At 37.2% G+C, this 12648-nt stretch carries 11 protein-coding genes and 1 tRNA gene; 5 read left to right on the forward strand and 7 right to left on the reverse strand.

The window, feature by feature from the left end; all coding sequences use genetic code 11:
• Positions 1-14 precede the first annotated feature (14 nt).
• From tpiA to FEZ18_RS09015, 4 genes are all read left to right on the forward strand, one after another.
• Positions 15-773 (forward strand): triose-phosphate isomerase, encoded by a 759-nt coding sequence (gene tpiA / locus FEZ18_RS09000; RefSeq protein WP_153268000.1) that lies wholly within the window; start codon positions 15-17, stop codon positions 771-773.
• 148 nt (positions 774-921) lie between these two features.
• Entirely contained in the window at positions 922-1008 is an 87-nt protein-coding gene (locus tag FEZ18_RS09005; protein ID WP_410505150.1) for a triose-phosphate isomerase, read from the forward strand.
• A gap of 265 nt (positions 1009-1273) precedes the next feature.
• The gene (gene prmA, locus FEZ18_RS09010) at positions 1274-2110 is read left to right on the forward strand and encodes a 50S ribosomal protein L11 methyltransferase (protein ID WP_153268001.1); all 837 of its coding nucleotides are present in this window, start codon (positions 1274-1276) and stop codon (positions 2108-2110) included.
• A 61-nt stretch (positions 2111-2171) separates the two neighbouring features.
• The gene (locus FEZ18_RS09015; protein ID WP_153268002.1) at positions 2172-2447 is read left to right on the forward strand and encodes an ATP-dependent Clp protease adaptor ClpS; all 276 of its coding nucleotides are present in this window, start codon (positions 2172-2174) and stop codon (positions 2445-2447) included.
• Positions 2448-2484: 37 nt separating this feature from the next.
• Here FEZ18_RS09015 and FEZ18_RS09020 read toward each other — a convergent pair whose 3' ends face one another.
• The 5 genes from FEZ18_RS09020 to FEZ18_RS09040 all read right to left on the reverse strand — a co-directional run bounded on the left by FEZ18_RS09020 (position 2485) and on the right by FEZ18_RS09040 (position 5300).
• The gene (locus tag FEZ18_RS09020; protein ID WP_153268003.1) at positions 2485-2754 is read right to left on the reverse strand and encodes a heavy-metal-associated domain-containing protein; all 270 of its coding nucleotides are present in this window, start codon (positions 2752-2754) and stop codon (positions 2485-2487) included.
• Positions 2755-2853: 99 nt separating this feature from the next.
• Complete coding sequence (locus FEZ18_RS09025) at positions 2854-3651, reverse strand: sulfite exporter TauE/SafE family protein (RefSeq protein ID WP_153268004.1); 798 nt, start codon at positions 3649-3651, stop codon at positions 2854-2856.
• Positions 3652-4065, reverse strand: coding sequence for a DUF6691 family protein (locus FEZ18_RS09030; RefSeq protein ID WP_153268005.1), 414 nt, complete (start codon positions 4063-4065; stop codon positions 3652-3654).
• A 2-nt stretch (positions 4066-4067) separates the two neighbouring features.
• On the reverse strand, positions 4068-4622 hold the full coding sequence (locus FEZ18_RS09035) for a YeeE/YedE family protein (protein ID WP_153268006.1): 555 nt from the start codon (positions 4620-4622) through the stop codon (positions 4068-4070).
• 48 nt (positions 4623-4670) lie between these two features.
• The gene (locus FEZ18_RS09040) at positions 4671-5300 is read right to left on the reverse strand and encodes a Crp/Fnr family transcriptional regulator (protein ID WP_153268007.1); all 630 of its coding nucleotides are present in this window, start codon (positions 5298-5300) and stop codon (positions 4671-4673) included.
• Positions 5301-5381: 81 nt separating this feature from the next.
• Between FEZ18_RS09040 and FEZ18_RS09045 the strand changes: the two genes are divergently transcribed.
• Positions 5382-5455: transfer RNA gene (locus FEZ18_RS09045), tRNA-Arg, on the forward strand.
• Between the two features lie 56 nt (positions 5456-5511).
• Here the strand turns inward: FEZ18_RS09045 and FEZ18_RS09050 are convergent.
• Together FEZ18_RS09050 and FEZ18_RS14695 are read right to left on the reverse strand one after the other, a co-directional pair.
• Positions 5512-10443, reverse strand: a complete 4932-nt coding sequence (locus tag FEZ18_RS09050; RefSeq protein WP_153268008.1) for a T9SS type A sorting domain-containing protein — start codon at positions 10441-10443, stop codon at positions 5512-5514.
• Between the two features lie 4 nt (positions 10444-10447).
• Positions 10448-12517: a fibronectin type III domain-containing protein gene (locus tag FEZ18_RS14695; protein WP_228122697.1), complete on the reverse strand. Its 2070-nt coding sequence runs from the start codon at positions 12515-12517 to the stop codon at positions 10448-10450.
• Positions 12518-12648 lie beyond the last annotated feature (131 nt).

The raw sequence follows: 12648 nt of genomic DNA on the forward strand, positions 1-12648 counted from the left end.
TTAAAAAACATGTTATGAGAAAACAAATAGTTGCAGGAAACTGGAAAATGAATAACGATTTAGCCGAATCTAAAAAACTGGCTAAGCAAGTTGTTAAAAAGATAAAAAAAGGAAAAATTAAAGACACCAAGGTTATTATTGCACCTACATTTGTGAGTTTAGCAAGTGCTGTAAAAGCCACCAAAAAGTCGAAAGTAAAAGTGGCAGCACAAAATATGCATTTCGAGGAAAGTGGTGCGTTTACGGGTGAGGTATCAGCAAAAATGCTCAAGTCTGTTGGTGTAAAAACCGTGATTTTAGGACACTCAGAGCGCAGAGCATATTTTGGCGAAACCGATGCCATTCTAGCCAAAAAAGTAGATGCTGCTTTGGCACATAAAATGACTGTTATTTTCTGCTTTGGAGAAGTTCTAGCCGACAGGAAATCTGGTAAACAAGAAGCGGTAGTAGAACAACAAATTAAAAACGCTTTGTTTCATTTAGAAGGGACAGCGTTTAAAAATATCATTCTAGCTTACGAGCCTGTTTGGGCTATTGGCACTGGCGAAACGGCTAGTCCAGAACAAGCGCAAGAGATGCATGCCTTTATTAGAACCACTATCAAAGAAAAATATGGCGACGAGGTGGCAAACAGCATCTCCATACTTTATGGTGGCAGCTGTAAACCCTCAAATGCCAAAGAGATTTTTTCAAAACCAGACGTAGATGGTGGCTTAATTGGTGGAGCAGCGCTTAATGCCAACGACTTTTACGCTATTATAAATTCATTTTAAAATATTTGTTGTATATCCGTTTTTTATCATAAACGTAAAAAATCTGTGATTATCTGTGTAATCTGCGGGAAATAAATAGTAGCGCTTTATAGAATTGTCCCGCAGATAGCGCTGATTTACGCAAAAAAAAATATGTAAGTGCCACCATATTTCAAAACCAGACGTAGATGGTGGCTTAATTGGTGGAGCAGCGCTTAATGCCAACGACTTTTACGCGATTATAAATTCATTTTAAAATATTTGTTGTATATCCGTTTTTTATCATAATCGTAAAAAATCTGCTATTATCTGTGTAATCTGCGGGAAACAAATAGTAGCGCTTTATAGAATTGTCCCGCAGATAGCGCTGATTTACGCAGAAAAAAAAGATGTAAGTGCCACCATATTATAATAATTTATGGATTTATGATACTTTACGGATAATCAAAAAATATTTTTAGGCGTTATCTCAACAAAAGTTTGGGGTCGCGCTTATCAGCTAAAAATTAATAATAAAATCAATGTCCAATACCGTTTATATAGGTTATAATTTTAAAGTAGCCCCCTTACAACCAGCAACCGAAATTCTTATTGCAGAACTGGGTCAAGCAGGTTTTGAAAGTTTTGTAGAAACTGATGATGGTGTTACCGCTTACATTCAAAAAGAGGAGTGGCACAGTAGTATTCTTGACGATATTTATATTTTAAATTCAGGTGAGTTTAAAATTACTTACGATTTTAATGAGATAGAACAAGTTAATTGGAACGCGGAATGGGAAAAAAATTTCAAACCCATCATTGTCGATAATTTAGTTTCGGTACGTGCACCATTTCACGAAAAACCAGATACATCCTACGACATCGTTATAGAGCCAAAAATGAGTTTTGGTACGGGCCATCATGAAACTACCCACATGATGATTCAACACATCTTAAAAAACGATTTTAAAGACAAGTCGGTTTTAGATATGGGTTGTGGTACTGGAGTGCTAGCCATTTTGGCTGAAATGAAAGGCGCCAAACCTATTGAGGCTGTAGATTACGACAATTGGTGTTATTTAAATAGCTTAGAAAATACAGAACGCAACAATTGCAAGCATATTACCGTGATAGAAGGCGATGCCTCTGTTTTAAAAAACAAGAAGTACGATGTGATTATTGCCAATATTAATCGCAATATTCTATTGCAAGATATGGCCACCTACGCTTCTTGTTTGAATGAAAACGGGGAGCTGTATTTAAGCGGATTTTATAATGATGATATCCCTACTATTATGGCAACATGTGAAAAGTATTTGTTAAAATTTGAAGAAAAACTCGAAAGAAACCAGTGGGTATCGTTAAAATTTATAAATTAGTAACAATTTTAGACAACCATGCAGTATTTTTTGCTGAAAAAATTGCAAGATTATAGGGATTATGGATATTAAGGAAAAAACACTAGAAAAACTACTGTTAAAAGAAGAGGTAGTTACTCAAAATGAAATTGTATTGTTTAATGACGATGTAAACACCTTCGATCATGTTATAGATACACTTATAGCCGTTTGTGAGCACACACCAGAGCAAGCCGAACAATGTGCCATTCTGGTGCATTACAAGGGCAAATGTACCGTAAAAACAGGGGTGTACGACGATTTAAAACCGCGTTGCTCCATGCTGCTCGAGGCGGGTTTAAGTGCCGAAATTGTATAATAAAAAAGCTCCAAAATAAAATTGGAGCTTTTTTATTTTATTTACCCATTCTGCCTACCGCGCAACTTACAAAAGATTTTGCTTTTGTGGTTAAAGCGTTTTTATCTCCCGCAACAGGATAGCCCAGTTTAGTTAACAAGCTTGTAACCGTTTCTAGTTCTGCTTCCGTACTGTGATTAAACGACACCGAATTGCTAGCGTTGTCAACCTTAACATCAGATATTTCTGTTAATTCATTTAGTCTGGTTACAATCGTATTGGCGCAACCGCCACATTTTAAGTTTTGTATTTCTAAAGTTGTATTCATATTATTATAAATTATTAATGGTGGTGTTGTAGTCTTTCCGCGATAGCGAAACCCCAGCGCAAAATAAGAAACTTAAATTAATTTGATGGGTAACTTTGGTTACATTAAGCTGGTCTCTTTATAGACAATATAAACGGCCATAATTAATGTAAAAAAGCCGAAGCCTTTTTTTAGTTTCTTACCGCTTATAAATTTAGATAGATAAACGCCCAGTATGATACCAAGAATGGAAGTGATTGTAAATGACAGCAAAAATAGCCATTCAATTTGTAAAGTTTGTACGTCGCCTGTAAAACCAATTAAAGAGTTAATCGAGACTATAACTAATGAGGTGCCTACTGCTTTTTTCATGGGAATATTGGCCCACAGCACAAGGGCTGGCACGTATAAGAATCCGCCTCCAGCACCTATTAATCCCGTAATGGTGCCAATAATTAAACCTTGAATAAAGGTTTTGTAATAGGCTTGTTTTGTGCCAATCGCATCTGTCTTTTTTTGGTTTTTAATCATTAAAACCGAAGCGAACAGCATAATTATGGCAAAAAATACCATGATGGCCATGCCTTTTGTTAAGGTATAAGCGCCAAAATTTAAAATGGTGTCTGGAATCCCTGGAACTAAATACCTACGTGATAAGTACACGGCTAAAAAAGAGGGAAATGAAAAAGCTAAACCGGTTTTAAAATCGACTAAGCCTTCTTTAAATTTTTGATAGGTACCCACCATAGAGGTGGTGCCTACAACAAATAAGGAATAAGCAGTAGCTAAAACAGGATTATAGCCCAGTAAATACACCAATAAGGGCACGGTAAGTATAGAACCACCACCGCCAATAAGGCCCATAACGAGACCAACAATTAAAGCTCCTACATATCCTATTATTTGTATGGTTTCCATTTAATGTGGCAATTTATCTTTTAAAACACCATAAATAAAGGTGCCTACTAGAGCTGCCAATATTACAATAAGTATGCTGTATACGCCTGTACCTAATAAAACATACATGGGGCCAGGGCAGGCGCCCACAAGAGCCCAGCCTAAGCCAAAAAGCGTACCACCAGCTAGGTACCTGCTAAAGCCATTTTCTTTTTTAGGCACAAAAATTTTATCGCCTTTATGGTTTTTTATAAGACCTCTTTTCGCCAGTTGTGTAAACCCGAGGCCTACGGCAATGGCTGTGCCTATAATGCCGTACATGTGGAAGGATTGAAACCTAAACATTTCGTAGATGCGGTACCACGAAATGGCTTCAGATTTTATGAGAACGATACCAAAAAAGATACCGATGAATAAGAATTTTAGAAATTTCATAATTAAAAAATTAGGGGCAAAATGAAGTTCGCCATAATTAATCCGCCAATAAAGAAACCTATAACTGCAATAAGTGATGGTTTTTGTAAACTGCTTAATCCAGAGATGGCATGTCCAGAGGTACAGCCGCCGGCATAACGTGTGCCAAACCCTACAAGTAAGCCACCAATTATTAAAAGGCTTCCATTTTTTAGGTTGAGGTTTTCTAAACTAAATAGCTCATGAGGGACATATCTAGCTCCAGCATTTTCAAATCCCATGCCTTCCAGTTCTTTAATGGTTGTGGGATTTAAATTGGATATCGCCTCGTTAGATAAATACTGCGTTGCTATATAGCCGCCAATTATAGCCCCTAAAACCACGACTAAATTCCAAATTTGAGTTTTCCAATTAAATTTAAAAAAATCTGAAAATTTTCCAGCACCGCCAATGGAGCATAAAGTTCTTAGGTTAGACGACATACCAAACGATTTACCAAAGTAGAGTAGTAGTGCCATAACTACCGCCATTAACGGGCCAGATACATACCAAGGCCACGGATTTAATAGGTGTTCCATAGATTTTATTAATTTGAATGCAAAGATAAATGGCTTGAGACTTTATTATTATAAAACTTCAATCTTATTTCGGCTAAGCTTAATTTTATTTTCGTTTTCTAATTGCTTAAGTAGTCTGGAAATAACAACCCGCGAGGTATTAAAATCTTCTGCAATATCGAGATGTTTTACAATTATTGATTTCGAATTGTTAATTAGCGTTTTATTAATTAAGTACTTGTACAAGCGCTCGTCCATTCTGGTAAATGCGAGATCGTCTATGGTTTCCAGCATTTCGTTAAAACGTGTTTGGTAACTTTCTAAAATAAAACTTCGCCAGCTTTCGTTGTTATGAAACCACTGTTGCATGAGCTGTACAGGAATCATGACAAGCGTAGAGTCTTTCTCGGCAACGGCGCGTACCTTGCTTTTGGAGGTGCCCATACAACAGGTAAGCGACATGGCACAGGTTTCGCCAGATTCTAGAAAATAAATAAGCAGGTCTTTACCTTCGTTATCTTCTCGAAGCACTTTAACACTGCCACTTAAAAGAAGTGGGATGTATTCTAGGGGCTGCCCAATATCTATAATAATATCATCTTTTTTAAACGATTTAAAAACGCCAGAGGCGATAATTTGTTCAATGAGTTGCTCGTCTAAAAGCTGATTAAATTTTTGATGTAATAGTTCTTTAGCCATGCTCAAAAGTAATGAATTACAAATTTGTATAAAAATTTGGTTTTGTTTTAAAAATAATATTATATTTGCACTCACAAAATTGGCCTCGTGGCGCAACTGAATAGCGCACTTGATTACGGCTCAAGAGGTTACAGGTTTGAATCCTGTCGAGGTCACAAAAAAACCAGTATTTTAAATGCTGGTTTTTTTATTTTTAAAGCTTTTAACTGATTTATTTTAAGATGATTTTTCGTAACGTCGAACCATACGATGTTTCTAACAAAACGACATAAACACCTGCAGACATTCGAGAAATGTTAAAGGGTATATTGTATTCTAGTTCGCCCCGAGCTTTTTCATGAGCAATCATAACATTATTTGCGAAGCTAAAAACTTTGATACTAATATTTCCTTTTTCAGAAAGCTTTACTTTTGCTGTAAATTTACCATTATTAGGATTAGGATAAATTAAAAAATCTTCGATCAATATATTTCCATCTTCAGTATCTTTTTCTTCAACAGTAGGGTCTTTTGCAAGTACCATTATTTTTTTAGTTTGCATATCGATACAAGATCCTTTTTTGGTAATGATACCTATTTCGTATTCCCCTGGGGTATCAAATACGATTTCAGCTTCATCTTCATTTTCAATGATAATTTTGGCTTCATTAGGGATAATCCATTCTAAACTATCTGGAATAGGATAACTAATATCAACTAAAACAAGTGTTTCATCTACATAAATTTGAGACGATACGGCAAATTCTGCACTAATTTCTTGGTCGCTCACATCAACAAAAATCGAATCACTTTCAGAACAACCAGCTTGAGTACTTACGGTAAGGGTATAGGTTCCTTTTTCACCTATAACAATTGAAGGGTCATTACTTGAAAAACCGTTATCTGAAGTCCAATTGTAACGAGCATTGGGGTTTTCTACTGTGCCGTCAATCCTTAGGTTTTGATCTTTACAAAGCACTTGGTCGGCGCCTAAATCCACTACAATAGGCAGCGGATTTTCTAGGGTATAAGTTCTGGTTAACGGTTCTTCTAGGCCAGTAACGGTGACTTGGTACTCACCTGCCGCTAAATTATTAATTGTACTCGTTGTGGCACCAGTACTCCAACTGTAGGTAAAATTACCATTGCCTTTATTTACTAAAAGGCTAATACTGCCGTCTGTATTACCAGCGCAGGTCGGATTGCTTAGGGTTTCTTCAATAATATCAGGTTGTGTGATTTTATAAACCTGTGTAAGAGAACATGAGTTAGCATCGGTAATTGTTACTTGATACACATCCGGCATTAAATTAGAAATAGTCGCTTGACTACTGATGATGGTATTATCTGAAAGCCTTGTCCATTCAAAATTATAAGCAGGTGTACCACCAGTAACCTTTAAACTAATACTACCATTATTTGCACCGTAATCTGAAACATTCGTGAGTATAACCTCTTGGATATTTAAAGGATTAGCGGGGGCTTGAATAGTGACGTCTAGTTGTGCAGAACAATTATTATTATCAACAACTAGAAAAAAGTAATCGCCAGCAGGTAAATTAGAGATGTTTTTAGTGGTCTCTTTTCCATTCCAATAATATTTATATGGCGCTGTGCCCCCTGAAATAGCAACGTTAATATTTCCAGTAGATGCTCCACTACAAAGCACATCGGTTTTATTAATTAATTCGACCTTTAAAGTATCGGGCTGTTTAATCTCAATGCTTGTTGTAGTTTTATAAACGTTATTAGAATCGGTTACCACAGCATAATAGATACCAACGCTTAAATTACTTAAAAACGCACTAGTTTCACTAAGTTCTCTAGCTGATCCATTCAGCAATTGAAACCATTGGTAGGTGTAATTGGGTGCGCCTCCGGATACATTTACTACAATTTCAGCAAAATCATCACCCTCACAATCTAAAAACACCGTCTGTTCAAGACTTACTGTTAGTTCACTAGGCTCGGTAATATTAAACGTTTTAGAGGTTTGGCAATTATTAGCATCGGTAACCGTTAAGGTATAAAATCCTTGGCTTAGGGTATTAATATCTTTAACTGCTGCCGTATAGTTATTTGGTCCTGTCCAACTGTAAGTATATGGTGGATTACCACCGCTTACAGAGGTGTTTATCGCACCATCCGTTTTACCAAACTCTGAAATATGAAGTACCAAATCTTCCTGAATAACTATTTGCGGTGCGTTATCTACAACAGCATTAGGGATAATAAACTCACAATTATTAGCATCAAACACCGAAACGGAGTAACTTCCAGAAGTTAAATTTGCAAAAGTATTACTACCTTGCTTATCCAAGCTACTATTCAAACTATAGGTATAAGGTGCGGTGCCACCAGTAGGGTTTATTATAATTTGGCCGTTGTTGCCATCAGTGCAACTCACAGGGACAGTTGTTTGTGTTGCAAATAAAGCGTCTGTGGGTTCTGAAACAAAAACGCTACTGCTAACAGCTGGACTTCCAGAAGCATCTGTTAAGCTTAGTGTATAAGTACCTGTTGCAAGTCCTGTAGTTTCGGCTTGGTTAGGCGCGGTAAATGTTGGATCACCAACTTTAGTCCAGGTAAAAATAAAAGGCGGCGTTCCAGTTATTTCGGCTTTAATACTACCTGTTGCAGTTGCCTTGCAAAGCGCAGGTGTCGCGTTTAGGGAAACGATACCCAATGGGCCAGGTTCATTTATAAAAATGGGCCCAAAATTTTGAGTACATAAATTGGCATCTGTGACGGTAAGCGAATAATCTCCTGTACTAAGTCCTGTGGGGTTTTGTTGATTAGATGTATATCCGTTTGGGCCCAACCAACTAAAAGTATAGGGTGCTGTGCCACCTGATACCGTTATTTCTATAGCCCCGTCTGATCCCCCATTAGTGGTTACATCTTGTTTAGAATTGGGTACTTCAGAAATTGTTATGGCATCAGGTTCTTCAATAAAAATGTTATTAAGCGGTTGCGATGCGCAGCCATTTTCATTTCTAACGGTTATGGTGTAGCTGCCTGCGCTTAGATTGCTAATGGTATGGTTTATTAAAGGCATCCAAACTGTTGGGCTATGGCCTAAGGTGTATTCATAAGTTGTTCCTCCAGAGAGTGTGAGTACCATACTGCCGTCTGTACCTCCATTACAACTTGTTTTATTGGGATTAGCAGAATCGATTTTAACCAGAGCGGGTGAGGTCATGTTAATATTAATACGAGCCACGTTGGCATCAATTGCAAAATCGCTGTCTGAAACCCGCTTTGATGCGACGCGTAACACGTAGCTCCCTGTAGCGCTAATGTTGTTAAGGGTAACACTAGTATCGCTAGAATGCGTTATAGCTGTTGCTACACCATTAATAATCCACTGGTAACGGTATCTCGTACCAAAATCGCTAACAGGAATTGAAATGCTCCCAACGCCACCAATGCAGTCTATTTGATTAATTACAGGTGTACCTAAAGTTGGGATGGCATCTGTATTAACCACTAAATCAGGCGAGTTTTGTGAGCAGTTATTGTTATCGGTTACGATAATATTATAGGTGCCAGCAAAAAGGTTGTTATAGCTTAATGCGATACCTCCAGGGATGATGCTTTGTTGTTCGGTTTGTTGAATTACATCAAAGTTATTGGTAGCCGTGTTTAGTTTTCTCAAGGTATACGTGTAGGGCGGTTTTCCACCAGATATTTCTATGCTTAGGCTGCCGTTGTTGGTAGTTGTAGTAGAGGTATTTCCTGTGCTTGGGTTTGTAATAAGTAAGGGTTCTACAGCTGGTGAGACGGTATATTGTGCAAATGCACCTTCGCAAACTTCACCATTTACATTATAAACCCCTTTTACTTGAACAATTTGCTGGTTTGCGGTAGGTGGTATTTCTAATCTATGGTTTGCATGTTCTACTGGTTTCCAGATTGTGCCATTATCCGTACTATATTGGTAGGAATAAGAACCACTAGAATCTAAATTATTACCGCCAGAGGCTGTACCGTTTAATTGAAAAACAGCGGGATTGCCACATTTAGCATCTGTAAAAAAGTTGGGAGAGGTGGTGTTTAAAACCACTTGGGTTGGGCTTTGAATGGTGAAAAAGTCTGGAATTAATTCGCCACTTTTTACAACTACCAGATTTCCATTATATTTAACCTCTTGGTAAAGGATATAATATTCTCCCGCTTCTAATCCAGTATATTTACCACTAGACGTATTATCTGGATTAATATTTAGATAACCAAGACCGTATGGATTGTTAGCACTTTTTGGGCTAAACCTAGCTTCTGCGTAAGCTTGAGGCGGAAAAGGATTATCTGTAGTGCCTTGAAAGGCTACTTGAGGTGTTGCAGCATTTGTAGTATTTTTATATATAAAATAACGCATTTCATAACCATTGGCTTGATCTACATTTTTATCAAAAGTTAAGGTGACACTGCCATCATTAGAATTTATACAATTTGTATTTGTTGTAGCGGTTTTTCGGTGTTCGGGTGGGCAGCCGATTACATTATAATTAACTTGTCCTAAAAAGTTATTTTCATAACCCGTCCTAAAATCGATATTTCCCAAAGGTATTGTGCTCCCTATTTCATTTTGTAAATTTTCTAGTGTAAATTCTATGAGTCTTTTTTCTTGATATTTTTGTGGGAAATTTTTCCAAGAGCCATTGTTTAACCTATACTGCCAATTATAGCCATATTGCAGAACAATATTTTTAGTGTGGCATACTGAGTTAGATTTAGGCTGTTTTAGATGTAAGGTGTAAACATCTACAACTCCAATGCACCCGTTGAAATAGCCAGTTGTATTTATAGAGAAATCACTTTTATTGTAACTTATTGTTCTTTCTTTCGTACATGATTCAGGACTGTTTATTGATATTGACCAGCCTTCTAAATTAATATTTATGACGTCATTATCTGCCATATTAAAATCATAAAAGGAATAATCTGTAACCCAATTAGGAGTATGATTAGTTGTAAAAGCATTTGTACCTATAACTGTTGATGCATTCTTAATGTTATAGTTTAGATTACCTGCATGTCCTCCAAATGGTAAAGTGCTGGAAGATTCTCTCTTAATTTTAAATAGTAGTCCAAATTCAGATTCTTGTCCATAAAAATTTATGCTTAATAATATTGCTACAGAAAAAAGTAATATTTTTTTCATACCCTTAATATTTTAAATTAATTTCTTTAATGGCAGAGGTTCTACCGTTGGGTAAAACCAATTGCAAGCCATACCAATAATCGCTATTTATTTCTAAATTGGTGTCGTTATAGCCTGTTGTCTCGCCATTTAAGGTTTTGTATAGTTGTAATTGGTTTCCGGCCTTGCCTCGGTATAAGCGGTATTCGCTAACGGTTATATCTTTTATTTTCCAAGATAGGTTTATAAAACGTAACTCACGGTTTACCAGTCCTGAGAATTTTATAGCCTCCGCTTTTATTGCTTTGCCTTTCCAGGTTATGGTGAGCAGATCTGTTGGGGTGCTTTCTAAACCGGCCTCGTTTTTAGCGACCATGGTATAGGTGTAAATGCCTGCATTGGTTAAAGACTTGTCCATGTACAAACTGTCAATTATATTCTCTGAGACAGCAATTTCCTCCCATAAAGCCTCTGGAATCCGGTTGTTTTTACGATATAATACATGTGCTATAACGCCTTTACTACTACTAGGAATCCATTCGAGTTCTATCCCCTGAGGGGTGATTCTATAATTTTTGAAAATAGGAGGTGATGGTGCTATTACGTTGGGTTGATCGACCACTAAGAGTTCAGAAAATTTAGAACGGTTGTAGCGTTTGTCTTCCGCTTTTAATTTAAAGTATATTTTGTCGTTTAAGTTTTTAATAGGGATGGTATCTATAAAAGTTTCGCCTATAAAAGTGGCTTTAGTGACTTCGGTAAATTCAACGTCTGGATTATTTGCCGTGAATATGCGGTAGCCTTTTAAATCGTCTTCCATATTTTTATGCCATTTTAGTTTTAAAATACCCAGGGTATCTAGAGTCGCTTTTAGCCCTTTTGGCGCAGCAGGCGGCATAGAATCTATGGGCTGTACAAATGCGGTATAAGATTCGCTAGAGGTATTGTTTTTTCCTATAGCAACAATGGTAAAATAATTGGATCTTTTTAAGCCGCTTACGGTTGTTTTACGTGCTGTTGGCGGAATGTTATTCTTCACAGTTTCAAACGGGCCTCTATCTCTATGGGCTCTTCTCACCTCAAAACCTGTAATCAAGTCGTTTCCTTTTTCGTCAAAATCCCAATACAATACTGCTGTGCTGTCTGTAGGAATCTCTTTTCTTGAAATACGTGGCACAAAACCTAAGCTTTTTACAGCTTTACCTGAAGCAATATCTGAGTATGGCCCAGTTTCACCAAAAGCTGTTTTGCCCTTTACTCGATAGTAAAACACCTTATTGTTTGGAATAGAATCGATATAAGAGAGTGAGCTACTCTTATCCTGTTTTGGGTCTTGTGCATTAAAAATGGGCACACCACTTAGAGGTTTGAAATCTTGATTGTTGTCTGAGCGCTCAATACTGTAATTGGTATAAAGGTGTTGCAGTAAATGAAAATTCCAGCGTAAAGTCGCAGCGCCATCGCCAAATGATCCTACAAAACCTATGGGTTTAGGCAGTTCTTCAAACATATCAAGGCTTGTATAAACCGAGCCATTTTCAATTACAATAGGGTCTTCCTGTGGGATGGCCACACTAATCGAGTATAAGTAATTTTCGCCTGGTTTTACTGTATTGTCCTCAAAACCCCAACCTGCTAATTTTGCTGCTTCGTAATTTTGTTCGGCGGCTAAAAGACCAAAGGTAAAACGCTGCTCTAGTTCATCATTTACGGCATAAATAGTGCCTAAATCATTGCTTGGTGCTGTGGTTTCAAAACGTTCTCCATAAAGGGCTTGGGCGAGAACAGCAGCGTTGTTATCGGCTTGAGCCAAAGTTTCCCATGCTGCTAGCGGTTGCGGTTTTAGAGGCGTTGCGAGCAATTGTTTTTTTTCGATAGGAATTACGGCGGCGCCATTTCTGGAAATGGTGCTGCGCTCAATTAAAAAACCATAAGCATTGGCTTGTTTCCATGCCAAAGGCGTATCTACAGCCCAGCGCAAGAGTATTTTATCTTCTTGTGGGCGCGCAAGCACTTGTACGGCAGGTGTTTGAGGGGTTTCTTGTGCCACAATCCAATGCGATATGATAAAAAGTAATAAAGTAATTTTTTTCATCTATTTAGTTTCATTTTTTATTTGGAGAAGGTTTTGTTGTTCCTATTACCAAATTTTACTTCGTTTAGTCATTTATGTTATTAACAATTAACATTATACAAGTACTGTTTAAATTGCTATTCATTGTTTTA

Origin of the sequence: Oceanihabitans sp. IOP_32 (genome assembly GCF_009498295.1) — a bacterium.
GTDB lineage: Bacteria > Bacteroidota > Bacteroidia > Flavobacteriales > Flavobacteriaceae > Wocania > Wocania indica.